The sequence below is a fragment of the Deinococcus aquaedulcis genome, from assembly GCF_019693445.1.
In the GTDB taxonomy this organism is placed as follows: domain Bacteria; phylum Deinococcota; class Deinococci; order Deinococcales; family Deinococcaceae; genus Deinococcus; species Deinococcus aquaedulcis.
This window is the reverse complement of the sequence record NZ_JAHRBL010000004.1, coordinates 200,206-224,874: the sequence shown is the minus strand read 5'-3', so window position 1 is coordinate 224,874 and position 24,669 is coordinate 200,206. Positions and strand designations below refer to the sequence as shown.

The following is a 24,669-nucleotide window of genomic DNA, read 5'->3' as shown; positions in this document are numbered from 1 at the left end:
GCGCGCGCCGGCGCCACGCAGCAGAAGGCCATAAAGGCGGCGCATGAGTTCACCCCCACGGGCGCGTCCTGATTCACCAGGAACGTACATGCCGAAGAAAAAAACGGAAACGGTGCCGGGCACCGACAGCACCGGCACATCTACACCCACCTCTACCCGTTCGCGGCGCCCCGCCGCGTCTCAGCCGGCGGCCGACGCGGCCCCCAAAACCCGTACCAGCCGCAAAAAGGCCCAGATCCCCGCTGCAGAGTTGCCCCAGGTGACCCAGCCGGACACGACCCTGCCCACCCTGGTGGAGCAGGCACCCGAAGCCGCCGTGGCCCCCACACCGCCCCGCGCACCTCGCCGGGGCCGGAAGGCCGCGCCTGTCGAGGCCGCCCCTACCCAAACCACGCCAGCCGAAGAGGCGCCGGCCCAACAGTCGGGCGCCACGCTGGCCCCTGTGGCCGAGCCCATTCCAACGGCAGAACCCACGGTGACCGTTCGCCCGGCCGCCAAGCGGGCGTCTTCCCGCCGTGCCCGGCAACCGGAGAGCACCGCTGACACGGCGCCGATGCAGGCCAGCGAGCCAGAGCCCGTGGCTGACCCTACCCCCGCCGAGCCCACCCCTGCTGAGCCCGAAGCCCCGGCCCCCCAGCCCAAACGGGGCCGCAAGCTGCGGCTGGCTCCGGCGGTGACCGAATCCACCCCCGAGCTGGACGAAGCGCCGGCAGCTGTGGCCCCGACGCCCGACCCTGCACCCGCCAAACCGGCCCGCCGGGGCCGCCGCGCAGCTGTCCCAGCCGAACCCACAGCGCCCGAGAGCGCCGCTGTGGTCGCCGCGCCTGTAGACGACGCCTTGCCGGTGGAACTGGCCACCCCCGAGCCGGACCCGGTCATTCTGGAGGTGCCCAAGAAACGCGGCGGGCGCCCGCGCAAGGCCCCGCTGCCCGAGGTGCTGTCTGGTGTGGAAGCGGTGGAGGCCACCCCCGAGGTGACCCCCGCCCCCGCCGAGCCGACCCCTGAGCCGGCGCCCACCCGCAAGCGGGGAGACCGCAAAGCCCGCCCGGCCGCCGAAGCGGCGCCCCTGGCCGCCACGCCCACCCCGGCGGATCAGGCCGAGCCGCTGGCCGATCAGGCCCAGCCAGAGCAGACGCAGCCGGAGCAGGCGGGGGCCGTTCAGCCGGTCCCAGACGACGGCGATGAGGACCCCGCCGCGCACCCCGAGCGCGACATCGTGGTGGCGCAGCTGCGCAAGCTGGGGCGCCCGGTGCACGTGCGCGACCTGGAACGCACCTTTACCCGCCAGACCATTGGGCGCCTAGGCGGCTGGCGCGACCTGACCGACCTGCTCGAAGCCCTGGTGGAGAGCGGCGATGTGGTGCGCACCCGCAAGAAGACCTACGGGCTTCCCGAGGCCATGAGCCTTGTGCGCGGACGCTTCCAGGCGTCGGCAGCGGGCTTTGGCTTCGTGATTCCCGACAGCGGCGGCGAGGACTTTTACATTCCCGCCGAGCAGACCCTGGAAGCCTGGAACGGCGACATCGTGCTGGTGCGCATGGAAGGCCGGGGCGACAGCCGGGATGACCGTGGCCCACGCGGCTCGCGCCGGGGCCAGCGCGGCGACGGCAACCCGCGCGCCAGCGTGGTGCGCATTGTGCAGCGCGCCTACCGGCAGCTGGTGGGCACCCTGGAATTCCACCATGGCCATCCCATCCTGAAGCCGGACGACCACCGCGCCCGCCACCGCATCTTGCTGCTGCCCGAGGGCCTGGAGGAGCTGCAGGCCGGTGCCCGCGTGGTCACGGAGCTGTTCTGGCCGGAAAATACCGGTGAGGACGAGGTGTTCGGCCAGATCACCCGCGTGCTGGGCGAGCAGGACGACCCGGTGACCGAGACTGAAGCCGTCATCGTGAAATTCGGCCTGCGCGGCGAATTCCCCGATGAGGTGCTGGAACAGGCGAACGCCATTCCCACCCAGATTCCCGAAGAGGCCCTCATTGGCCGCCTGGACCTGCGCGAGTTCAACATCTTCACGGTGGACGGCCGCGACGCCAAGGATTTCGACGACGCCATTCATATTCAGCCCACGCCCGAAGGCACCTTTGTGGTCGGCATTCACATTGCGGATGTCAGCCACTACGTGCAGGAAGGCACGCCGCTGGACCAGGAAGCCTACGCACGCGCCACCAGCGTATACATGCCGGGCCGGGTGTTGCCCATGCTGCCCGAACACGTCAGCAACGGGGTGTGCTCCCTGGTGCCCTACGAGGACCGCCTGACCATGACCGCCATGGTGGAGCTGTCCGCCGAAGGCGAAATTCTGAAGGTGCAGCTGGCGCCCAGCGTGATCAACTCCAAGGCGCGGCTGACCTACGACGAGGTGCAGGCCTACAGCGAGGCCACCGCCACGCTGCCCGAGCACGCCCGCCACCTGGAAGGCGACCTGCACCTGCTGCTGAAAATCACCACCAAGCTGCGCCAGAAGCGCCTGCGCGAAGGCGCGCTGGACTTCAAGCTGCGCGAGGTGAAGGTGGACGTGGGCCCGGACGGCCGCATGGAACTCATTCCTATCCGCGAGGAAACGGCGCGCGGCATGATCGAGGACCTGATGCTGCTGGCCAACAAGGTGGTGGCCCACGAACTGCTGCAGCGCGAACTGCCCGCCCTGTTCCGCATTCACGAGGAACCCACCCTGCAGCGCTTCCAGGAGGTCAGCAGTGCCATCGGGCGGCTGGGGCTGGCCTTCCCGGGCGGCGAACCCACCCCGCAGGCGTACCAGGCGGTCCTGAAGCAGGTGCGCGGCACCCCGCGCGAGGGCATCGTGAACACGCTGCTGCTGCGCTCCATGCAGCAGGCGAAGTACGCCGGGGAAAACCTGGGGCACTTCGGGCTGGCGTTTGACGAGTACCTGCACTTCACCTCGCCCATCCGCCGCTACCCGGACCTGCTGGTGCACCGGGTGCTCAAGGGCATGCTGAGCGGCGAGCTGAAGGCTGGCAACCGCGCGGTGGCCCAGTTGCAGGCCCGCCTGCCCGGCATGGGCGACCACACCTCCGAGCGCGAGCGGGCCGCCGCCGAGGCCGAGCGCGACCTGACCAAGTACTACCAGGCCAAGTGGGCGCAGGAGCACCTGGGCGAGTCCTTCCACGGCAACGTGTCTGGCGTGGTCGCCAGCGGCCTCTTTGTGGCGCTGGACAACGGCGTGGAAGGCAAGCTGCACATCTCTCACCTGGACGATGATTACTACGTCTATGTGGAAGACGCGCAGATGCTCAGGGGCCGCAGCCGGGGCCGCAGTTACCGTCTGGGCGATCCTGTTCACGTCACCATTCACGCCGTCAACCCCCTGGCCCGCCAGACCGACTTCACCCTGGCCGATCCCCACAGCCCGGATTACCGCCCGGGCGACACTCAGGAGACCGATATGGATTCACCCGTCAAACCCCGCGCCCGGCGCCGCGAAGACCGCGAACAGGAAAAGCGCGAGAAATTGCAGCAGCTGCCGGTCAGCGAACCCAAGAAGTTCACGCTGGACGACCCCTCGCCCCGGCCCACCCTGTCTCCCTCGGCGGGGGCGGGGCGCCCGGTGCGCGGCCGGGGCCAGGGCACGCCGGGCCAGGGTGGACAGGGACAGGGCCGCGAAGGCCGCCCGCAGCAGGGCCGCGCTTCCTTTGGCGTGGGCATGGGCGGGGGCCGGGGGGCCCGGCGCGTGATCACCCTGGAGCGCCCGCGCAATGAGCACCTGCGCCCGGTGAACATCACCGTGCAGCGCATGTACTTTGGCGACTGGACCATTGAGAACATGCCGCCCGAGGACGGCCAGGGCGGCGCGCCCCACGGCCGGGGCGGCGGCCGGCCCATGAACGGCCGCCCCGAGCGCGGCGGCGCGGGCGGCGGGCGCGGCTTTACCCGGGGTGGCAATGACAGGGGCGCCACTGGGCGCCTGAATGGCCGCCCCGCTGGCGGCGCGCGCCCGGGCCCCGCCCGCGAACCGCGCGAGGCCAGCCCGGCGCCGGCCCCCAGCGAGGCCAGCGGCACCCCGGCCGATGATGCCAAGCGCCGCCGCCGCCGCCGGGGCCGCCGGGGCGGTGCGCCCGGTCAGGGCTGAACCTCCCGCCTTCCTTTCCTTTTCCGCGTCCCTGGGGCCCATCGCCCAGGGGCGCTTTTTTCGTTTCTAAAGGCCCCTTGAGGCAATCCTCTGGGGCCGATCAGACAGTCGCACCGTTTCTTGACGTGCTTCTCATGGGGCAAGTGGGCCCGCCGTCTACCCTTCATGATTGTCCCGCACGCGCGGCGGGCCGGGCGGCAACGGGCACCGGAGGCCCACCGCCACCACATCGCACACCCCACACGGAGGAAGAGGCTCATGACGACCTTGGCCATGCCGCACACGGAGAAGGGACACCGGCGCCTGGGCGCCCACCTGCTTCCCGGAGGAGACAGCACCCGCTTCAGCGTCTGGAGCACCCGCGCCCAGACGGTGCAGGTGCGCCTGAATGGACAGACCCTGCCCCTGCAACCGCAGGGCGACGGCTACTTTGAAACCACGCTGCCCGTGGGGGCCGGCACCCGCTACCAGTTTGTGCTGGACGGTCAGGCGCTGCCCGACCCCTACGCCCGCTTTCTGCCGGATGGCGTGCACGGCGAGGCCGAGGTCGTGGACCTGCAGGCCTACCCGTGGCAGCACCAGGACTGGGCGGGGCGGCCCCTGCACGACTGCGTGTTTTACGAGCTGCACGTCGGCACCTTCACGCCCGAAGGCACCCTGAACGCCGCTGCCGAGCGCCTGCCCGAACTGGCGGCCCTGGGTGTGACGGCCGTGGAACTGATGCCACTGGCCGCCTTCCCCGGCCAGCGCGGCTGGGGCTACGACGGCGTGGCGCTGTACGCCCCCTTTGCGCCCTACGGCCGCCCCGAGGACGTGATGGCCTTTGTGGACCGCGCGCACGGCCTGGGGCTGGCGGTCTTTCTGGACGTGGTGTACAACCACTTTGGCCCGGACGGCAACTATCTGTCGGCCTACAGCCCGTCGTACTTCACCGAGCGCTTTCACACCGCCTGGGGCCAGGGCCTGGATTACGCCGAGCCCCACATGCGCCGCCTGATCACCGACAACGCCCGCATGTGGCTGCAGGACTACCGCTTTGACGGCCTGCGGCTGGACGCCACCGCCTCCATGCAGGACGACAGCCCCGAGCACATCCTGGCGGAACTGGCGCGCGAGGTGCACGCCCTGGGCGGCCATCACCTGCTGCTGGCCGAGGACCACCGCAACCACCCCGAACTGGTCACCGAGGACGGCCTGGACGGCATCTGGGTGGATGACTTTCACCACGAGGTGCGGGTGGCGATCACCGGCGAGCAGGAAGGCTATTACGCGGGCTACCGGGGCCACGCCGAGGGGCTGGCGCGGATTCTCAACCGGGGCTGGCTGTACGAGGGCCAGTTCTGGAACGTCAGCGGCGAGGAACACCACCGGGGCCGGCCGGCCGACGGCCTGGAAGCCCCCAGCTTCGTGTACTGCATCCAGAACCACGACCAGATTGGCAACCGGGCGCTGGGCGACCGCCTGCAGGCCCACGAGGGGGTCACGGCGGCCGAGTTCCGGGGCGCCAGCACCCTGCTGCTCTCGCTGCCCATGACGCCGCTGCTGTTTCAGGGCCAGGAATGGATGGCGGGCACACCCTTTCCCTTTTTCAGCGACCACTACGGCGAATTGGGCCAGATGGTCACCGAAGGGCGGCGGCGCGAATTTGCGTATTTCTCGGGCTTCAGCACCCTGGCGGTGCCGGATCCGCAGGCCCAGGGCACCTTCGAGAGCGCCAAGCTGAACTGGGCCGAGCGCGACCAGGGCGAGCACGCCCGCACCCTGGCCCTATACCGCGCCCTGCTGCGGCTGCGCCGGGAAGACCCGGTGCTCGCTGGGCGCACGCGCCGCGCACTGTCGGCCGGCACCTTCCGCGCCGCCACCGAGACCGAGGGCCTGTGGGTGCGCTGGCAGACCGAGCACGGCGAGCGGGTCCTCGTGTGGAACCTTACGGGCGAGGCACTGACCCCCCGCACGCTGGCGCTGCCTTTTGCCCTGCTGCCCGCCGTGGCGCTGTATTCGGAAGGCGATCCGGCCCAGCCGCCCGCCCTGGACACCCTGACCCTGGGCCCCGGCGAAGCGGCCCTGTTTGCCCCGGCCGAAGCCGAACAGGCGCGCGCATGACCAAAGGCGGCATGATGGCAGCCGTCATGACCGAACCCGCCTTCACGCCCCACCTGCCCGGCAGCACCTACCGCCTGCAGCTGCACGCTGGCTTCGATTTCGCGGCGGCCCGGCGCACGCTGCCCTACCTCGCGCGGCTGGGGGTCACCGACGTGTACCTCTCGCCCATCTGGGCCAGCACGCCGGGCTCGACCCACGGCTACGACGTGACCGACCACGCCCAGGTGAACCCCGAACTGGGCGGGCTGGCGGGCCTGCGCCGCCTGTCGGCCCGCGCCCGCGAACTGGGTCTGGGCCTGATTGCCGATTTCGTGCCCAACCACATGGGCATTCAGGGGGGCCATAACCCCTACTGGGAAGACGTGCTGAAACACGGGCAGGCCAGCCGCTACGCCCATTTCTTCGACATCTCCTGGCAGCCCCTGAAGCGCGCCCTGGAAGGCAAGGTGCTGCTGCCGGTGCTGGGCGACCAGTACGGGCGGGTGCTGGAACGCGGCGAACTGCAGCTGACCCAGGAGGGCGGGGAGTTCGCCCTGCGCTACTGGGAGCGGCGCCTGCCGCTGTCGCCACGCTCGGTGGCGCTGCTGCTGGCGGCCCTGCAGGACGCCCTGCGCGGCAGTGACCCCGAAACGCTGGGCGAACTGGCCAGCATCCGCCGTTCGGTGGACCACCTGCCGCGCAGCACCGAGCCCGGCCTGGCGGATGAAGACCGGGTGATCCGCGCCCAGGAAGCCCAGGTGGTGAACCGGCGTCTGCAGGCGCTGCTGGAGCGCAGCGCGGCCGTGCGCCGGGCCCTGGATGACACGGTGGCGGCCATCAACGCTGACCACGCGCAGCTGGACCGGCTGATCAGTGAACAGAATTACCGCCTCGCCTTCTGGAAGGTGGCGGCCGAGGAAATCAATTACCGGCGCTTTTTCGACATCAACGATCTGGCGGCGCTGCGCATGGAGGACCCGCGCGTGTTTGCCTGGGCGCACGCCACGCTATTCAGCCTGCTGCGCGAAGGAGTGTTGCAGGGCGTGCGGCTGGACCACACCGACGGCCTGTACGACCCCGCCGGGTACTTCCGCGCGCTGCAGGCGGGCGCCGCGCACGCGCTGGGCCAGGACCCGCTGATCACCACACGCGGCGAAAAGGCCCTGTACGTGGTGGCTGAGAAGATTCTGGAACCCGGCGAGGCATTGCCGCGTAACTGGGCGGTCCACGGCACCACCGGCTACGACTTTCTGGCGCAGCTGGGCGGCGTCTTCGTGGATCAGAGCAGCGAGGAGGACCTGAGCGCCATCTACCGCCGCTTTACTGGCGACCGCGCCAGTTACGGCGAGCACCTGTACCGGGGCAAGCAGCTGATTCAGCGCCTCAGCCTGCCCGGCGAGGTGAATGTGCTGGCCGAGCACCTGGAGCGCCTCTCGGAAGCGGACCTGCGGGCCCGGGACTTTACCCTCAGCACCCTGCGGCAGGCCATCCGCGAGGTCATTGCCACCTTTCCGGTGTACCGCACCTACGTGCGCGAAACCGGCGAGCGCGAGGCCGGCGACGACGCCAAGATTGACCACGCCATCCGCGACGCGGCCGGACACAACCGCCGTGAGGGGGGCGCGCTGGACCCCAGCGTGTTCGAGTACCTGCGCGCCGTGCTCACCCTGGACGCCCCAGACGACACCACCCGCGCCGCCTACGCCGAGTTCACCCTGAAGTTCCAGCAGCTCACCGGGCCTGTCACGGCCAAGGGGGCCGAGGACACCGCCTTTTACCGCTACGGCCGCCTCGTGTCGCTGAATGAGGTGGGGGGCGACCCCGCGCTGTTCGGCACGCCGCTTTCGACTTTTCACGCCGAGGCGGCGGCGCGCGCCCGCCACTGGCCCCACGCCATGCTGGGCGGCAGCACCCACGACACCAAACGCGGCGAGGACACCCGCGCGCGCATTCACGTGCTGTCCGAACTGGCCCAGACCTGGGCCGCGTACCTCAGCCGCTGGTCGCCGCTGATTCGCGGCCTGGAAACGGAACTGGACCTGGGCCCGGCCCCCACCCGGCTGGACACCTACGTCTTCTTGCAAAACGCGCTGGGCGCCTACCCGCTGAACGGCAACCTGGACGGCTTTGCGGGGCGCCTCAGCGCCTACATGCTCAAGGCCGCCCGCGAGGCCAAGCTGCGCACGAGCTGGGCCGCCCCCGACGCTGACTACGAAGCTGCCCTGGACCGCCTGGTGCGCGGCTTGCTGGAGAGCAGCGACTTCCTGGCCTCGTTGCGCGAATTGCATGAGCGCGTTAGCCCCTACGGCGCGCAGAACAGCCTCTCGGCCACCCTGGTGCGCCTGACGGCCCCCGGCGTGCCGGACACCTACCAGGGCAGCGAGGGCTGGAACCAGAGTCTGGTGGACCCGGACAACCGCCGCCCTGTGGACTACGCCGCCCTGGCCCGCACCCTGGGCCGCCTGGAACGCGGCGGCGCAGGCACCGACCCGGCCCGGCTGCTGGCCCGCTACGAGACAGGGGACGTGAAGGTGATGGTCACCCACGCGGCCCTGCGCGCCCGCGCCGAGCGGCCAGAACTGTTCCGGCACGGCAGCTACGCGGCGCTGGGCGGCGGGCGCCACGTGCTGGGCTTCGTGCGCGAACACGGGGGCCAGCGCGCCCTGACCGTGGCCCCGCGCCTGACCCTGAGCCTCACCCGCGAGCGTGCGCCGTGGGCCCTGGGCGGGGTGTGGGGCAACCGCCAGCTGACCCTGCCCGCCGGCACCTACCGCAACGCCCTGACCGGCGAGCGCCTACGCGTGCGCGGCGACAAGACCCCGCTGGCCAAGATTCTGGAGGACTTCCCACTGGCCCTCTTGCTGAGCGAGTAGGAACAGGCTGGGCAGCAGCGCCTTTTGGGAAAAGCCCGGGAGGCGCTGGGCGTTTCTCTAGAGCAGTTGACATCAAGATGATGTTGGTTCTCGACCCTCTCCCCTCGTGGGACTCGAAGAGCTGCGCCGCAGAGAGGGCCTCGCGCAACAAGGGGTGACGGGGTTCTTTGGTCAACCGCTCTAATGGTTCGGCCAGATTCAGCATCCACGGCAAGGAGCAGCGATCAACACGGCACTTTTGCCCCTCCCCCCTTGCGGGAGACTGGGACAACTCGCACTGCGAGGGGCTGGGGCTCGAAGCTGCGCAGCAGAAGGGATGGACGGGCTCGGCGTCCCAAAGGACGTTTTCGGAACTGCCCCTTTGACAGCCTTGAATCGTGTCCAAACGATTGTTCTCTCGTCTGCCCAGGCAAGGGGACACACCCCTGTCCCCCCACCCCCAATCTTCAGAATCTTGAACGAATCTGGGGAACTTTGGCGCGCTGTAGCCCGTATCCTGAGGCGTATGCAGACCTATCCCACCACTTCGGCCCGAACCACGGACCTTGTCCGCACGTTCATGGCCCGCACCTATTCCTGGATGGCGGCGGGGCTGGCCCTGACCGCTGGCGTGGCCTACCTGACCGCCCAGAACGAGGTGCTGGCCTACCAGGTCATGAACCTGCGCCTGCCGCTGCTGCTGGCGCAGCTGGCCCTGGTCTTTGTGCTCAGCATGTTCGCCCAGCGCCTGAACAGCGCCGTGGCCGGCGCCCTGTTCATCGCCTACGCGGCCCTCACCGGCCTGACCTTCTCGGCCCTGCTGATGGTCTACGACGCCAGCGCCGTCACGGCCGCCTTTGCCACCACCGCCGGCACCTTCGGCCTGATGAGCGTGGCGGGCTTCATGATCAAAAAGGACCTCAGCGCGATGGGCCGCTTCTTTATGTTCGCCCTGATTGGCCTGTTCGTGGCGATGATCGTGAACCTGTTCGTGGCCAGCGGGCCGCTGACCCTGATGATCTCCATCGTGGGCGTGCTGCTGTTCGCGGGCCTCACCGCCTACGACACCCAGATGCTGCGCAACCTCGCCCTGAGCGGCGTGCAGGGCGAAATGGCCGAGCGCGCGGCGATCAACGGCGCCCTGGCGCTGTACCTGGACTTCATCAACATGTTCCTGTTCATCCTCCGCCTGTTCGGTGCCAGCCGCGACTGAGCGCTGAAAAGCAGAAAACACCCCCCGAGTGTGACGCTCGGGGGGTGTTTTCTGGCTCTGGGCTCTGAGCCATGAGGAGGCCGCTGTTGGGGCGCTGAACCCTCCTCTAAAGCGGAACTTGCTCGCGTCCCCAAGCGCCGCTGCCCCGAGCCCCATGGCCTGTCTCCTACCGCCCGTACACACTGCTGAAATACTTCGACGCTGAATTCGCCTCGGCGCGCAGGGTGGCGAAGGGAATCACGCCGGTTTCTGCGCAGGCGGCCACCACATGCGGCAGGCCCGACGGGGTGAGGTTCAGGCCTGCTGGGCTCAGGTGGGCGGTGAAGTCGGGGGCCTCTTCACGCAGCACATTCAGGCACTCGCGGTCCATGCCGCTCTGCACGGCCTTCAGGTACAGCTCTTTTTGCCACGCCGGGGTGAGACGAGGCCATAGGGCCTGCAGCGCCACCGCCTTTCCCGTCGTGCGGTCCAGAATCGCGCCCTCGGTGAAGCCGTCCGGATGGGCGCCGCCGCAGTCGTAATACACCTCGTCGCGCAGGCTCAGCAGCTGCCCCTTCTGAAAGGTGAACTGCGTCCGGAGCTCATAGCCCGCCTGGGGGTCGTTCTGCAGGTCCTGCGGCAGCATGGCGCGGCAGTCCAGGGCCATCACGGCATGCTCCAGCTGCCGGTCCTGCAGCGCCGCGTTCAGGGCCGTGCTGGCGCCGGGCAACCGGGGATAGGCCACGCCCGACGCCGGTTCGCGCACGCTGCGGCCATCTGCCGCCTTGACCCACAGGCGGTTCACCTTCAGGAACGCCATGGGGTCGCCCGTGCGCAGCGACAGCAGCCCCGGTGAGGCACTCAGTGCCAGGGGCAGCCCTTCCGGGTCCACCCGGTTCAGGGTCACGGGAAGAGGCGCCTTGCCCGGGGCCTGCCAGGTGCCCTTCACGCCGGTGGCCGTGGGGCTCAGGCGGAAGCAGCCGGTCACGACGGGTTCCGAGGCCCGTGTCTTGCGCACCGTCTCTTCCAGAATCAGGGTCTGACCGCTGCGGCGCGGTGTCAGGTCCAGGTCAATGGCCCGGCGCTCGTAGAAATAGCGGGTGTCGTCCTGTGGGGCCAGCCGCAGAGCAATGGGCAGGCCGCCAATGTCGCCGCGAAACAGCGCCGCGCCCTGGGTGGCCTTGGGCAACCACTCGGGCCAACCGGTCGTGCCGCCGCAACTGCCGGGAGCCTGCGCCCCGGCCCAGCCCATTGTCAGAAGTGCCGCCGCCGTCAGATGCCGCTTTCGCATGGCCGCAGCGTACCGCGCCGCCAGATACCGGTCGGACGACATCCGAAAGTGGTTCGGCAGCGCGGGCAGGGCAACACGTCCCTCCCGGCGTGGAGACGGTCAATCGGCTCTCTCCTGTGATGGACACCGGATCAGCCGTCGTCGCCGCGCCCGTCCATCGTGCCGGTGCGCAGCAACCTCGCCTCGCCTTCGCCAAAGGGCGTGTGGGTGCAGGACCACGCCACGGCCGCCTCGATGTCGTAGGGCACCGTGTGGAAGGTGACGCTCCACTGCCCCCCCACCCGGTCCAACTGCGTCCAGCGGGCGCGGGGGTCGCCGTCCACCTGATCGCTGACGGACCCGGCGTTCACCACCAGCGTGTCGCCCACCCGGGTGGCCCCGGCGCGGTGGGTGTGACCGCACAGCACCACGCCGGCACCCAGCGGCTCGACCAGCGCGCGCAACTCGCGGGGGTCGCGGGCGCGGTAGTACCCCGCGTGGTCCCACACCCACAGCAGGCTCTCCCAGGCGCTGGCAGGCGTGCCGTGGCAGGCGTACAGGTCGCCGCAGCGGGCCCTGAGGGGCAGGGCCGCCACCCGGGCCAGCACCCCCGGCGGTGTGTGGGCCTCCAGCCACTCGCCATACGCGCGGGTCAGCGGGCCACGCCGACCGCCGGGCCACAGCTTCTCCTCGTTGTTGCCGCGCACTTCCAGGGCGCCGTTTGCGGCCAGCTCGGCCTGCCGGGCCAGGGCGCGGGCGGGGTCGGCGCTGCCCTCGGCCTGATCGCCCAGATTCACGATCAGGTCTGGCGCGCTTCTCTCCACCTCGCGCAGCACCGCTTCCAGGGCAAAGGCATTGCCGTGTACGTCGCTGATCACTGCCACCCTCATCTAGGGCCCAGGGTAGCGCGTGGGGTCGGTACCTCCGCTCTGTACAACATGGCGGTCAGAGACAGAGAAAAGACGTGAGGTAAAGGATGTTCCGATCTTGTCCATACCCTTCAGGTCAAGACGTCACCTCGCACCCAGTGCTCCAAGCCCAGTTCATCTTTTCTGTAGAGAGGCGCTGATCAGTTGGGGTGGGCGTAAATCGTTTCACCACCCACCGTCAGCTCAACAGGTTTGCCCGCCTGAACATGGCAGATGGCGCTGCCACCGCCTTCCGATGCTCCGTCAAACGTGTACACCTCGCCGCTCGTCTGTCCGGAAGCACTGCTGCTCCACGATTCCCCCCGCACAAGCTGCAGGTTGGGCTGCCCCTTCTCGGCCAGCAGGGCGCGACATTCTGTCTCCACTGACGCGGAGACCCGTGGGGCACAAGACGCGAGCAGAACCACGACGAAAAGGAAGGCGGCGCGCATTCCTCAGGGTAAGGTTCCACCGGCGGCCAGGACCCTTTCCATGAACATTCGGCCCACCCGGCCTAGACTGCACCCCATGCCCCTTCCCCCACGTTCCCACCATCTTTCTCCTCCATGCTGACCATCCGCCCGCGCACCCCGGCGGACCTGCCGGCCCTGGCGGCGGCGCTGCGCGCTGTGCACGAGGCGCAGGGCTACCCGTCGCTGTGGCCCGAAGACCCCCAGGCGTTCGTGGCTGGGCAGGGGACGGCCTGGGTGGCGCTGCATGCCGGACAGGTGGCCGGGCAGGTGATCCTCTCCCCCATTGCCGACCCACCGCCGGCCTGGACGGGCGCGCTCACGGTGCCTGGGCCCTGGCTGGAGGTCAAACGGCTGTTCGTGGCCCCGCGCGCCCAGGGACAGGGGGCCGCGCGCGCCCTGCTGGCCCACGCGGCTGATCAGGCGCGGCAGGCGGGCGCGCGGGCCGTGCTGCAGGTCAACGAACGCAGCGCGCCCGCCATTGCCCTGTACGACCGCGAGGGTTGGCAACGCCTGGGCACGGCGCGCGGCAGCTGGCAGGAGGCCGACGGCACCGTGCCCACCGTGCTGGTGTACGCGGCCCCGGCTTGAGGCTCGCTTCATCTCTGAACGGCCATTTACGTGGCTTTAGGGTCTTTGTGGCCTTTTCCCTGGCACCCTGAAGCCATGCCAGACAAAGACGACAAGAACAAGGGCCACACCAGCCTGCCGCCGCAGTACGAGCGCAACGAGCAGGAGGTCCACGAGATCGAGGACGGCCACAAACCCTCGCTGAAAAGCGTGAACGACCGCGAGGCCACCGCGCCGCGCAACAACGACAACGGCCTGAGCGCCAAGGAGCTGCGCGACCGCGAGGAAGCCCGCAACGTGCCGGCCACCAAGCAGGGCTAACAGCGTGCAGGCGAAGGGGGCCAGGGGTGAATCCCCTGGCCCTCTTCCCTGGTGTGGCACCCTGAAGGCCATGACGCGCCCCACCCCCGGCATCCTTGCCCTGGCTGGCCTGTTCGTGGTGGCCGGGGCGCTACATTTTGTCGCGCCAAAGCCCTTTGACCGCATCGTGCCGCCTTGGGTGCCCCTCAGCCCGCGCGCAGCCACCCTGCTGAGCGGCGCTGCCGAGGTGCTGGGCGGCCTGGGCCTGCTGCACCCGACCACGCGCCCGGCTGCCCGCTGGGGCCTGCTGGCGCTGCTGGCTGCAGTGTTTCCGGCCAACGTGTACATGGCCCAGCATCCAGAACGGTTCGGCGTGAGCCCCGGGGTGGCCTGGGGCCGCCTGCCGCTGCAACCGCTGCTGATGTGGGCGGTGTGGCGAGCTGGGCGGCGCTCAGTCGCTGTTGATCTTGAGATCAACTGAGCGGGCTGGAACAGCTGCGTTGCAGAGCGAGAAGCGAAAAAAGTGCCTCGGCCCGAGAATGGAAACCTTTCTGCGCTTTGCTGAAACGTTGAAATGGGAGGGGCGAGGCTCTTAATCCGTGTCGGGCGGGCCATCCTCCCAGGCCAGCAGATCGCCGGGCTGGCAGTCGAGGGCGCGGCACAGGGCGTCCAGGGTGGAAAAGCGCACCGCCCGCGCCTTACCTGTTTTCAGAATGCTGAGGTTGGCCAGCGTAATTCCCACGCGGCCCGATAGCTCCGACAGGGTCATACCGCGCGCTTCAAGCACGCGGTCCAGGTGAACGCGAACTGGCATCAGACCGTCAGGGCCTGTTCGGTGCGCAGCCGCCGCTCAGCCTCGCGCAGGTCGTGGGCACGGCGGAACACCACCGAGAGCAGGGCCAGCGCCGCCCAGACCAGCAGCAGCGTGGAGGGCAGTGAAGGCCAGATTCCCCCACCGATCATGACGCGGGCGCCGGTGCTCACCAATTCCGCCCCCGGAATGCCCGAGAGGGCGCTGTCCAGCCCCCTGAGCTGTCCCGTGGCCACCACCTGTCCCCAGCCCAGCAGCGACCACGCCCAGAGGGCCAGTTGCCACAGCAGCGCCATGCGGCTGGCCAGGGCCAGATCCTGGCTGTTGCTCAGGGCGAAGGGATCAACCCACAGGCGGCGCAGCAGCGCAAAGCCCCGGCGGGAGATCAGCCAGGCCGAGGCCAGGGCCAGGGCTGCCAGGCTCGCCATCACCAGCACCTCCTGCCAGGCCGACAGAGGCACCGTGGCGCCCGTCGTCCGGTAGACCGCGTCTCCAATCCTGAGCTTCAGGCTCAGTGGGGCCTCAAACCGGGCGCCGGCCCCTGGGGTCACCAGCAGCCAGACCGTGCCCAACAAACACAGCGCCCCTGTGAGGGCCAGCCCCAGGCCCAGCAGCCCCAGGGCCAGATCAAGCACCGTGCGGGCGGTGTTCAGGGAGAGCGTGGGCAGACGGATCAGGCGGCTCATATGGTCAGCTCCTCGTCCCGGCGCAGGGCAGCGATCTGGCGCAAGGTCAGGGAGAGCGCCACCAGGAACACGCCGGGCAACAGCAGCGGCACAGCCAGCCAGAACCCAAGGGCTGCCACGCCCCAGAAGGCATCTGCTTCAAGGGGCGCGCCCCTCAGGACCTCCAGACCGCTGCTCAACCCAGACGCGGCCAACCAGATCACCCCGGCCCGCCCTAGCTCCCGCGCCGTCACCGAGAGGGCACCGCGCAAGCCTGCCTGAACCGCCCGCCAGATGAACCACAGGGTCAACACCTCGGGCACGGCCCACGCCAGCACCTCAAGGCGCGTCTCCAGTGGCCCGCCAGCGGCCACCCACCACACGGCACTCAGCGCACCCAGCAGCAGGGCGGCCACCCGGCACAACCCGTCCAGCTGGCGCAGCACATGCCGCAGGGGGCCATGGGGCAGAGCAGTCATACGGTCTCCTGCAGCCGGTGCTGCAGCTGATGCCCCTCGCGCAGCCAGTGGGCCAGCGCGATGAGGAGGAGGGGCAGCGAGAGCCCCACGGCGGCCGAAGCGCACCCAGCGGGCGTAATGACCTCGAACCAGGGAAGGGACGAGACGCCCTGAGCCGGCAGGCCCCACGAGAAGCTCCAGACCGTCAGCCAGAACACAGGGGTCCCCAGCAGGAAGCGCCGCCCCGCCGAGAGCAGATGCGCGCTCACCCGTTCGTCAAACGGGCCAGCCACCCTGGCCATCTTCGAAGCCACCACCAAGTGGCGGAATGCCAGGGCACCCAGCATGCCCGCAAGGATCATCAGTGGCAGACTCGGGAGAACGCTGCCCTGCAGGTGCATTAACTCGGGCATGTTCAGGACGGGAAGCAGCGACACCAAACACCAGAGCTCAAACAATGTAGCGAGCACCAGTCCCAGGAACGCCAGCACGCTTCCCAAATGCAACACCCAGAGCAGCCGATCAAACGAACGTGGCACAGCAGTCATAGCCCTCCCCTCCGGCGCAGGGTCAGCCCACGCCGTTTATCGAGAAACAATATTATCGTTTTTCAATATGGCCCTTCCTCCTCGCCCCGTCAAGCGGACGTGCCTCTGGTCCGTTCCCCGCCCGGTACACCCCGCTCTTGCCTAACGCCCGTTAGACTCCAGACATGAGCAAACTGGTGATTGTGGCGGCGCGGCGCACGCCGATTGGCAGCTTTCTGGGCAGCCTGAAGGACGTGTCGGCGGCCGACCTGGGGGTGGCGGCGGCCAAAGCGGTGCTGGACGGCGTGAACGGCCACGACATTGCCGACGTGATCGTGGGGAACGTGCTGCAGGCGGGCGGCGGCATGAATGTGGCGCGGCAGATCGGGATTGGGGCCGGGCTGCCCCACGACGTGCCGGGCCTGACGGTCAACCGGGTGTGCGGCAGTGGCCTGCAGGCGGTCATCAGCGCGGCGCAGGGCATTCGGGCGGGCGACGGCGACCTGTATCTGGCGGGCGGCACCGAGAGCATGAGCCGCGCGCCCTACCTGCTGCCCCGCGCCCGCGAAGGCTACCGGCTGGGCCACGCCCAGGCCCTGGACTCCATCCTGTCGGACGGCCTGACCGATGTGTTCGGCGGCTACCACATGGGCGTCACGGCCGAGGCGATAGCCACCCAGTGGAACCTGAGCCGCGAGGAACAGGACGCCTTTGCCCTGGAGAGCCAGACCCGCGCCGCCGCCGCGCTGGAGGGCAACCACTTCGCCGACGAACTGGTGAGCGTCGAGGTGCCGGGCAAGGAGGGCCCCACCCTCTTCGAGCGCGACGAATACCCCCGCGCCACCACCGCCGAGGCCCTGGCGAAGCTGAAGCCCGCCTTCAAGAAAGACGGCACCGTGACGGCCGGCAACGCCAGCGGCATCAATGACGGCGCCGCCATGCTGCTGATCGCCAGCGAGGATTACGCCCAGGCAAACGGCCTGCCGGTGCTGGCCGAAATTGCCAGCTACGCGGCCATTGGCGTGGACCCGGCGATCATGGGCATTGGCCCGGCCAAGGCGGTCCCGGTGGCCCTGAAGCGCGCCGGCCTGAGCGTGAATGAGGTGGACCTGTTCGAGCTGAACGAGGCGTTTGCGGCCCAGTCCCTGGCCGTGGTGCGCGACCTGGACGCCGACCCGGCCAAGGTGAACGTGACGGGCGGCGCGGTGGCCCTGGGGCACCCGATTGGCGCCAGCGGCGCCCGCGTGCTGGTGACACTGGTGCATCAGCTGCGCCGCCTGGGCAAGGAAACCGGCGTGGCCAGCCTGTGCATTGGGGGCGGTATGGGCATCGCCGTGGTGGTCCGCGCGCGCTGACAGCGGATCTGGGGCGAACGAAGTGAGTCTCCGCCACAGACAGCGGCAGAAGTGGAATGGAAGGGCTGGGGTTTGGCCCTTCCATGGAACTGGCAGCCGCTGTGTGACCACAGGACCCGCTGGCCGCCCCCTCTTTGCCTTCTGGCGTGGGGGCGGCTAGCCTTTGCCCATGACCGAGCGCGCCCCCACCGACCAGGAAGCGGCCCTGTTTCTCGCCATCAAGACCCAGGACGCCGAGCTGCTGCGCCGCTTGGTGCGCGCCGACCCGGGCCTGCTGACGGTGCCCAGCCCTATGGGCGTCTCGCCCGTGCTGTTCGCCACCTACTACGGCCGGCACGAGATGGCGCGCGTGCTGATCGAGGAAGGCGCGCCCCTAAACCTGTTCGAGGCGGCGGCGGTGGGCGACGGGGCAGCGGTGCGCGCGGCGCTGGACGCCGACCCTGCGCAGGTGCATGCCTTCAGCCCCGACGGCTTTTCACCGCTGGGGCTGGCGGCGTTCTTTGGCCGCGCCGAGGTGGCCGAAGACCTGCTCTCGCGCGGCGCGGATGTGAATGCGCCCAGTCAGAACGCCATGCGGGTGCACCCGCTGCACTCGGCCGTGGCGGGCAGGCACGCCGCCCTGGCCCGCGCCCTGGTGATGGCAGGGGCCGATGTGAACGCCGCGCAACAGGACGACTTCACGCCCCTGATGGCCGCCGCGCAGAACGGCGACGCCGAACTGGTGGCCTTTCTGCGGGGCTGCGGCGCCGACGCCGGGGCCACCACCTCTGCTGGGCAGCGCGCCGCCGACTTTGCCCGCGAGGAAGGTCACCACGAACTGGCCGAAGCCCTGACCAGTTCCTGAACGTTCCTGGCAGCCTGCCTGAAGAAAGCCGGAATGCACCCCCTGGGCCCCTGGGCGCACACTGACCCCATGAGCAACGACAGGCGCGATCCCCCCAGCGAGCTGGCTGTGACGAACGTGCAGACCGGCTTCGAGACCCCCGACCCCAAGGACCACGCCCAGGTGACCTACACCACCACCCCGGGCGACGACCGCGTGAGCACCGCGAACGAGGGCAAATACGAGCCTGTGGCGGTGCCCAGCGCCCGGGAGGTCACCGGGCAGTTCGACCATCTGGCCACCCGCGACCCGGCGGCCATGGAGCACGCCCCCCAGGCCCCGGAATTTGCGGGCGCCGAAACGGTGGCCGGGCTGGGCGGCGAAAACCTGGACGCAGTGGTCCCCACCGCCGGTCTTGGCATCAACGCTGGCACGGCGATGGCTTACCAGACCCGTCTGGGCAGCGCCGACCCCAACCCCGGCTACACCCCCCCCAGTGAACTCAGCCCCCCCCACCAGGCCGAGCGCCCCGGCGACCTGCCCCAGGGCGAAACGAGTGAGCTGGAGCACCAGATCAAGGGCGACCGCGAACGCGGGTTCTAAAGGGGCCATAGGCTATGGGCCATGAGCCATGGGGCAACCCCCCAAAGCTCATGGCCCATGGCTCATGGCTCTAGACCCTTTTAAATAGCAGCGCAGCGTTCTGGCCGCCAAACGCAAACGAGTTGCTCAGGGCGTAGTCCACCTGGGCTTCGCGGGCGTGCAGCGGCACGTAATCCAGGTCCAGTTCGGGATCGGGGTCGGTGAGGTTGATTGTAGGGGGCAGGATGCCGTCTTTCAGCGCCTGGGCCACTGCGATGGCCTCGGCGGCGCCAGCGGCGCCCAGCAGGTGCCCGGTCATGCTCTTGGTGGAGCTGACCGCCAGCCGGTAGGCATGGTCCCCAAACACCGACTTGATGCCCTGGGTTTCGTGCAGGTCGTTGAAATAGGTGCTGGTGCCGTGGGCGTTGATGTACCCCACCTGCTCGGGGTTGACCCCGGCCGTTTTCAGGGCCATGCGCATGGCGACCTGGGCACCCCGGCCTTCGGGGGCGGGCATGGTGATGTGGTGGGCGTCGGCGCTGGTGCCGTAGCCCACCACCTCGGCATAGATGGTGGCGCCGCGTTTCACGGCCTTGTCGTACTCTTCCAGAATCACCACGGCCGCGCCCTCGCCCAGCACAAAGCCGTCGCGGGTGGCGGAAAAGGGGCGGCTGGCGAGTTCTGGCTCGTCGTTGCGGGTGGACAGCGCCTTCATGTTGGAAAAGCCGCCGATGGCAATCGGCGTAATAGCGGCCTCGCTGCCCCCGGCGATCATGGTGTCGGCCAGCCCCAGCTGGATATAGCGCGCGGCGTCGCCAATTGCCCCGGTGCCGGTGGCGCAGGCGGTGACCACCGTGCTGCTGGGGCCGGTGGCGCCGTACTGCATCGCCACGTGCCCCGAGGCCATGTTCGCAATCTGCATCGGGATGAACATGGGGCTGATGCGTCCGGCCCCCCGCGTGTGCAGCACCTGCGCCTGATCCTCGAAGGTTTTGACGCCACCAATGCCGCTGCCAATCAGGGTGCCGGTGCCTTCACCGCGCAGTTCCTCGGGGCTCAGGCCGCTGTCTTGCACGGCCAGCGCGGCGGCGGCCAGGGCCAGCTGCACGTAGCGGTCCAGCTTGCGGGCCTCGCGCGGGTCCACATAGGCCGAAAGGTCGTCGTTCACCTCGCCCGCAATCTTGCTGGCCACATCGGCCGGGTCAAAGCGGGTAATGCGCCCAATGCCGCTTTTGCCCGCGCGCTGTGCCTGGGCAAAGGCCTGCGCCCCCACCCCGATAGGCGTGACCGGCCCCACCCCTGTGATCACCACCCGTTTGAGTCCTGAAACGCCCATGCTCTGTGCCTCCTCTGCCGGGGGCCGCCACTGCGGCAGCGCCCGGCCGTGAAGAAGGGGCGGGCAGCGGCCCTGTCCAGCTCCCGCGTCCCGCCCCAAGGTCCTCATCCGCTTCCTGTGGGGAAGCCGGCGGGTTTACTGCTTGCTCTCGATGTAGTCCACCGCCGCCTGCACGGTGCGGATGCTCTCGGCGTCCTCATCGCTGATGGTGATGCCGAACTTGTCTTCCAGGCCCATGATCAGTTCCACGGTTTCCAGGCTGTCGGCGCCGAGGTCTTCCACAAAGCGGGCTTCCGGGGTCACCTTGTCGGCGTCCACACCCAGCTTGTCCACGATCACGTCTTTCACATCTTCAAAAGTCGCCATAAATTCGTACCTCCTGCGGTTGAAGTCTGCGCCAGTCTACACGCGGCGCGCGAAAAGGGCCGGGGCTTTGAACAGAGTTCAAAGGGCGGATGGCCCATGGCAAATGGCATAGGGCCTTTCGCCATCTACCATTTGCCATGGGCCATCGGCTCAATGCGGGTTCAGCCCCCCGTCCACGCCAATGGTCTGCCCGGTGATATAGCCCGCCGCGTCGCTTGCCAGGAAGGCGACGAGGGCGGCCACCTCGTCCGGCTGGCCCAGGCGGCCCAGGGGGATGCTGCTCAGGTAGCTCTGGCGCACCTGTTCAGGCAGTTCGGCCGTCATGTCGCTCTCGATAAAGCCGGGGGCAATGGCGTTAACCGTGATGCCCCGGCCGCCGTATTCCTTGGCCAGCGCCTTGGTCAGGCCGATGAGGCCGGCTTTGCTGGCCACGTAGTTGGCCTGCCCCGGGTTGCCGGTCAGCCCCACCACCGACGCGATGTTGATGATCCGCCCCGTCCGCGCACGCATCATGTGTTTGATGGCGGCGCGGCAGGCGATAAAGGCGCTCGACAGGTTGGTCTGCAGCACGGCGTCCCAGTCCTCGTCTTTCATGCGGATCGCCAGGGTGTCGCGGGTGATGCCCGCGTTATTGACCAGCACGTCCAGGCGGCCCATGTCCCCAATGACCCCCTCCACCAGCGTGCCGGCGTTGGCGGGCGTGGTCAGGTCGGCGCCGTAAACACGGGCCTGCACGCCCAGGCTGCGGGCTTCTTCGGCCACCTTCTCGGCCTCAGCGGCGCCCCGGCCGTAATGCACCGCCACATCAAAGCCCGCGCGGGCAAGGTGCAGGGCCATGGCGCGGCCCAGGCCCCGGCTGCTGCCGGTGACCAGGGCGACTTTGCGGGGAGCGGATTCAGGGGTCTGGGTCATGGGGTCTCCAGTGCGGCGTGCGCGCCGCGCAGATGGTGGTCGTTGTGATAGTGCGTGAAAAACAGCAGCTCGCGCAGGCTGAGTTCACCCAGCGCCGGGTGCGGCAGCGTGGCCGTGTCCAGTTCCGCTTCGTCGGTGTAGGCCAGCAGGTGATGGGCCAGCAGGGCGTGGGACTGCCGGTACGCCTCCACCTGCTCGGCTTGCGTGCCCCGTGGATCAGGCAGAAACCGCCCGGAGGCCCGGAGACCCTGTTCCCTGAGGCGCCGCTGGTACTCGGTGCGCAGGGCTTCCTCCGACTGGCCCGGTGTTCCAGCCGGGCGCCTGCCCCAGCCGAAACGGTCCCGGGGCATGGACAGGGCCATCGCCAGCACGGTGTTCGAGCGCGTCAGGTGGTCCAGATGATAGGCCGGCGACCACTGCTCAGCGGTGCCCCGGTGAAAGGTCTGCTCGTCCAGCCCTGCAAAACCCGAGGCCACCTCCTCGGTGCGCGCGGCCAGCGCCTGAAGCAGGTCGTCCCGGTTCACAGGGCGAAGGCCTGCACCTGCTCGGCGGTGCCCACATTCAGGGTGCGGGCCTCGGGCAGGATGCGCCTCACCAGCCCGGTCAACACAGTACCGGGGCCAAACTCAATAAAGACCTCAGCGCCGGCCTCTGCCAGGGCCTGAATGGTTTCCACCCAGCGCACCGCGCCCGTGATCTGGGCGGTCAGCAGCCCCGGCAGGGCCGCTGCATCGGTATTCGGCTGGGCCGTCACGTTGGCGTACACCGGAAAGGCAGGCGGGGCGAAGCGGGTGGTCTGCAGCTGCGGCGCCAGGCCCTGGGCGGCGCTGTCCATCAGGGCGCAATGAAAGGGCGCGCTCACCTTCAGGGGAATGGCCTTCAGGCCGCGCGCCTTCAGTTCGGTCCCGGCCGCCTCCACCGCTGCCCTGGTGCCGGAAATCACGGTCTGGGTGGGCGCGTTGAAGTTGGCGGGCTGCACGCCGTCCAGCGCGGCGCACACGGCCTGCACGGTGGCCGGGTCGCCCATCACGGCGCTCATGGCGCCCTCGCCCACCGGCACGGCGGCCTGCATCAGCTCGCCCCGGCGGCGCGTCAGGCGCAGGGCGTCGCCCAGGGACAGCGCGTCGGCGGCCACCAGCGCGGAATATTCACCCAGCGAGTGCCCAGCGGCAAAGGCCGGGGTCAGGCCAGTGTGGGCCCGCCACGCGCGGTAGGCGGCGACAGAGGCAGACACCAGCGCGGGCTGCTGGTTGGCCGTCAGGGTCAGCTCGTCCAGGGGCCCGGTTTCAATCAGGGTGCGCAGACCGGGCAGCACGGTGTCAATCTGGCTGTAGACCTCGCCCGCTTCGGGAAACGCAGCGGCAAGGTCCGCCCCCATGCCCACCGCGTGCGAGCCTTGGCCGGGAAAAAGGGCCGCGATCTTCATGCCCAGGCCCCCACTTCGGCCGCCGGGCGCGGGTGCAGGCTGGGTGCGCCGCCCCACCACTTCATGGTGCCCGCCACCCAGCTCAGGCCGCCGCCAAAGGCGATCAGCAGCAGCTGCTGGCCGTCCTGAATCCGCCCGTCGTCGATGGCCTCGCGCAGCACCAGCGGCACGGTGGCCGAACTGGTGTTGCCGTAGCGGTCCAGGTTCACGGTGGCCTTGCTTAGGGGCAGGCCAAAGCGTTCCATCGCCGCCTCGATAATCCGCACGTTGGCCTGGTGCGGCACCACCCAGTCCACATCGGCGCCGGTCAGGCCGCTCTTGGCCAGCACCTGGGTGCCGCTGTCGCCCAGCACCCGCACGGCGAATTTGAAGACCTCGCGGCCGTTCATGCCCACGCCCTCGGTCATGGGGACGCCGCCGGGCAAGCGGGGCGCCACGCAGCGCAGGTAGAGGCTGCTGCCCCCATGGCCATCGGCGCCCAGTACAAAGTCCTGAAAGCCGTAGCCCTGGGGCACCGGGCCCACCACGGCCGCGCCCGCGCCGTCCCCGAACAGAATGGCGGTGTTGCGGTCATCGTGGTCAATCACCTTGCTCAGGGCCTCGGCCCCCACCACCAGCACGCGCCGGGCGCTACCCGTCAGAATCAGGCCCTGGGCCACGCTCAAGCCATACACAAAACCGCTGCAGGCGGTGCTCAGGTCAAAGGCGGCGGCCCCCACCAGGCCCACCTGCATGGCGATCAGGGCCGCCGTGGAGGGCATCAGGGCGTCGGGGCTCACCGTGGCGCAGATCACGGCGTCCACGCCATTCAGGGCGTCCGGGTCGCGCGAGAGCAGGTCGCGCACCGCCCGCACGCCCAGGTCGCTGGTGTACTCGTCGGAGCCGGCGTAGCGGCGCTCGCGAATGCCAGTGCGCGACTCGATCCAGTCGGCGGTGGTGTCCATCCGGGCTTCGAATTCGCTGTTGGGCACCACGCGCTCGGGCACGTAGGTTCCCAGCGCCATGATGCCCAGCGGCGGCCGGGCGGGGGCAGAAGGGTCGCTCATGCCCCCCACGCTAACATTCTTTGAACGCCCGTTCAATGAATTCGGTACAGAGTTCAGAAGAGTGGACGGGGGAGCAAGGGCGGGCACCAAGGTTGAGGTGTCTATGCCGGCGAAAAGTCGAGTTTGCCCGCCTGGAGACAGCTCTTCTCGCACAAAGGTAGCGGGACGGCGACGCGGATCGTGGCGTGAGGCGACCTCCTTTTCCGAGCCGTGCGAGGGCCTGAGGCGTGCCACCGCTTTAACGGTGAGCCTGACGGTACAGGCGGATTGAGATGAGTCTAGGCCAGACATTGCCCATCGGACCCCCTGGACCGTCACCTCGCCGGGCCGCTCCACCAGAGCTGTTCGCCGGCCAGCCTCGGCCCTCTCTCCTTCCCTGGGCCGGACCCTCGGAAGCTCGAAACGCCTCAAAGTTCTGTTCGCCCCTCAGTGCATCGCGGGTCAGCAGTTGTGACAAATCACATTCGTTCGCGGCCACACTTTATGTTTCGCCCACCTCGGCGCCTCGCCCACCCGCACAGATTTTTCAGCGCCAGAACGTCTTCGGGGCGCAGGGTGGGCGGCAGCATCCCCCCTCTTCTCCGCGTGGAGCTCGTGGTGCAAGGCCCTCAACCTGCCTCCGCTTTAC

The 24,669-nt window shown here is 69.2% G+C and carries 23 protein-coding genes; 10 read left to right on the top strand and 13 right to left on the bottom strand.

Going from position 1 to position 24,669, the window contains the following annotated elements:
* Positions 1-88: 88 nt before the first annotated feature.
* The 4 genes from rnr to KMW22_RS07780 all read left to right on the top strand — a co-directional run bounded on the left by rnr (position 89) and on the right by KMW22_RS07780 (position 10,237).
* On the top strand, positions 89-4,090 hold the full coding sequence (rnr, locus tag KMW22_RS07795; protein ID WP_221089461.1) for a ribonuclease R: 4,002 nt from the start codon (positions 89-91) through the stop codon (positions 4,088-4,090).
* A 258-nt stretch (positions 4,091-4,348) separates the two neighbouring features.
* Positions 4,349-6,193 carry a malto-oligosyltrehalose trehalohydrolase gene (gene treZ, locus KMW22_RS07790; protein WP_221089460.1) on the top strand — a complete coding sequence of 615 codons (1,845 nt, stop codon included), beginning with the start codon at positions 4,349-4,351 and terminating at the stop codon, positions 6,191-6,193.
* Between the two features lie 26 nt (positions 6,194-6,219).
* Positions 6,220-9,045, top strand: coding sequence for a malto-oligosyltrehalose synthase (treY, locus tag KMW22_RS07785; RefSeq protein WP_221089459.1), 2,826 nt, complete (start codon positions 6,220-6,222; stop codon positions 9,043-9,045).
* Between the two features lie 505 nt (positions 9,046-9,550).
* Positions 9,551-10,237: a Bax inhibitor-1/YccA family protein gene (locus KMW22_RS07780; protein WP_221089458.1), complete on the top strand. Its 687-nt coding sequence runs from the start codon at positions 9,551-9,553 to the stop codon at positions 10,235-10,237.
* 166 nt (positions 10,238-10,403) lie between these two features.
* Here the strand turns inward: KMW22_RS07780 and KMW22_RS07775 are convergent, their stop codons facing one another.
* From KMW22_RS07775 to KMW22_RS07765, 3 genes are all read right to left on the bottom strand, one after another.
* Positions 10,404-11,507 (bottom strand): hypothetical protein, encoded by a 1,104-nt coding sequence (locus KMW22_RS07775; RefSeq protein WP_235692748.1) that lies wholly within the window; start codon positions 11,505-11,507, stop codon positions 10,404-10,406.
* Positions 11,508-11,638: 131 nt separating this feature from the next.
* On the bottom strand, positions 11,639-12,376 hold the full coding sequence (locus KMW22_RS07770) for a metallophosphoesterase family protein (RefSeq protein ID WP_221089457.1): 738 nt from the start codon (positions 12,374-12,376) through the stop codon (positions 11,639-11,641).
* Positions 12,377-12,555: 179 nt separating this feature from the next.
* On the bottom strand, positions 12,556-12,846 hold the full coding sequence (locus tag KMW22_RS07765; RefSeq protein WP_221089456.1) for a hypothetical protein: 291 nt from the start codon (positions 12,844-12,846) through the stop codon (positions 12,556-12,558).
* Between the two features lie 114 nt (positions 12,847-12,960).
* On the opposite strand from KMW22_RS07765, the gene KMW22_RS07760 reads away from it, so the two are divergent.
* The 3 genes from KMW22_RS07760 to KMW22_RS07750 all read left to right on the top strand — a co-directional run bounded on the left by KMW22_RS07760 (position 12,961) and on the right by KMW22_RS07750 (position 14,215).
* Complete coding sequence (locus KMW22_RS07760) at positions 12,961-13,455, top strand: GNAT family N-acetyltransferase (RefSeq protein ID WP_221089455.1); 495 nt, start codon at positions 12,961-12,963, stop codon at positions 13,453-13,455.
* 75 nt (positions 13,456-13,530) lie between these two features.
* Positions 13,531-13,755 carry a hypothetical protein gene (locus KMW22_RS07755; RefSeq protein ID WP_221089454.1) on the top strand — a complete coding sequence of 75 codons (225 nt, stop codon included), beginning with the start codon at positions 13,531-13,533 and terminating at the stop codon, positions 13,753-13,755.
* A 70-nt stretch (positions 13,756-13,825) separates the two neighbouring features.
* The gene (locus tag KMW22_RS07750; RefSeq protein WP_221089453.1) at positions 13,826-14,215 is read left to right on the top strand and encodes a DoxX family protein; all 390 of its coding nucleotides are present in this window, start codon (positions 13,826-13,828) and stop codon (positions 14,213-14,215) included.
* A 111-nt stretch (positions 14,216-14,326) separates the two neighbouring features.
* On the opposite strand, the gene KMW22_RS07745 is transcribed toward KMW22_RS07750, so the two are convergent.
* The 4 genes from KMW22_RS07745 to KMW22_RS07730 are packed head-to-tail and all read right to left on the bottom strand — an operon-like array spanning position 14,327 to position 16,216.
* Positions 14,327-14,548 carry a helix-turn-helix domain-containing protein gene (locus tag KMW22_RS07745; RefSeq protein WP_221089452.1) on the bottom strand — a complete coding sequence of 74 codons (222 nt, stop codon included), beginning with the start codon at positions 14,546-14,548 and terminating at the stop codon, positions 14,327-14,329.
* Entirely contained in the window at positions 14,548-15,231 is a 684-nt protein-coding gene (locus tag KMW22_RS07740; RefSeq protein ID WP_221089451.1) for a hypothetical protein, read from the bottom strand. The genes KMW22_RS07745 and KMW22_RS07740 overlap by 1 nt, the downstream gene beginning before the upstream one ends.
* Positions 15,228-15,689, bottom strand: coding sequence for a hypothetical protein (locus tag KMW22_RS07735; RefSeq protein ID WP_221089450.1), 462 nt, complete (start codon positions 15,687-15,689; stop codon positions 15,228-15,230). Before KMW22_RS07735 ends, KMW22_RS07740 begins: the two co-directional genes overlap by 4 nt.
* Entirely contained in the window at positions 15,686-16,216 is a 531-nt protein-coding gene (locus tag KMW22_RS07730) for a hypothetical protein (protein WP_221089449.1), read from the bottom strand. Before KMW22_RS07730 ends, KMW22_RS07735 begins: the two co-directional genes overlap by 4 nt.
* Positions 16,217-16,380: 164 nt before the next feature.
* Between KMW22_RS07730 and KMW22_RS07725 the strand changes: the two genes are divergently transcribed.
* From KMW22_RS07725 to KMW22_RS07715, 3 genes are all read left to right on the top strand, one after another.
* On the top strand, positions 16,381-17,550 hold the full coding sequence (locus KMW22_RS07725; protein ID WP_221089448.1) for an acetyl-CoA C-acetyltransferase: 1,170 nt from the start codon (positions 16,381-16,383) through the stop codon (positions 17,548-17,550).
* Positions 17,551-17,719: 169 nt separating this feature from the next.
* Entirely contained in the window at positions 17,720-18,394 is a 675-nt protein-coding gene (locus tag KMW22_RS07720; RefSeq protein ID WP_221089447.1) for an ankyrin repeat domain-containing protein, read from the top strand.
* 69 nt (positions 18,395-18,463) lie between these two features.
* Positions 18,464-18,976 carry a hypothetical protein gene (locus KMW22_RS07715; RefSeq protein ID WP_221089446.1) on the top strand — a complete coding sequence of 171 codons (513 nt, stop codon included), beginning with the start codon at positions 18,464-18,466 and terminating at the stop codon, positions 18,974-18,976.
* A 70-nt stretch (positions 18,977-19,046) separates the two neighbouring features.
* On the opposite strand, the gene fabF is transcribed toward KMW22_RS07715, so the two are convergent.
* The 6 genes from fabF to KMW22_RS07685 form a co-directional block, all read right to left on the bottom strand.
* On the bottom strand, positions 19,047-20,291 hold the full coding sequence (gene fabF, locus KMW22_RS07710) for a beta-ketoacyl-ACP synthase II (protein WP_221089445.1): 1,245 nt from the start codon (positions 20,289-20,291) through the stop codon (positions 19,047-19,049).
* Between the two features lie 135 nt (positions 20,292-20,426).
* A complete protein-coding gene (gene acpP / locus KMW22_RS07705; RefSeq protein WP_221089444.1) occupies positions 20,427-20,657 on the bottom strand; it encodes an acyl carrier protein in 231 nt (76 codons plus the stop codon).
* 150 nt (positions 20,658-20,807) lie between these two features.
* The gene (gene fabG / locus KMW22_RS07700; RefSeq protein WP_221089443.1) at positions 20,808-21,569 is read right to left on the bottom strand and encodes a 3-oxoacyl-[acyl-carrier-protein] reductase; all 762 of its coding nucleotides are present in this window, start codon (positions 21,567-21,569) and stop codon (positions 20,808-20,810) included.
* Complete coding sequence (locus tag KMW22_RS07695) at positions 21,566-22,093, bottom strand: DinB family protein (protein WP_221089442.1); 528 nt, start codon at positions 22,091-22,093, stop codon at positions 21,566-21,568. The genes fabG and KMW22_RS07695 overlap by 4 nt, the downstream gene beginning before the upstream one ends.
* Positions 22,090-22,995 (bottom strand): ACP S-malonyltransferase, encoded by a 906-nt coding sequence (gene fabD / locus KMW22_RS07690; protein ID WP_221089441.1) that lies wholly within the window; start codon positions 22,993-22,995, stop codon positions 22,090-22,092. Before fabD ends, KMW22_RS07695 begins: the two co-directional genes overlap by 4 nt.
* The gene (locus KMW22_RS07685) at positions 22,992-24,041 is read right to left on the bottom strand and encodes a beta-ketoacyl-ACP synthase III (RefSeq protein ID WP_221089440.1); all 1,050 of its coding nucleotides are present in this window, start codon (positions 24,039-24,041) and stop codon (positions 22,992-22,994) included. Before KMW22_RS07685 ends, fabD begins: the two co-directional genes overlap by 4 nt.
* Between the last annotated feature and the right edge of the window lie 628 nt (positions 24,042-24,669).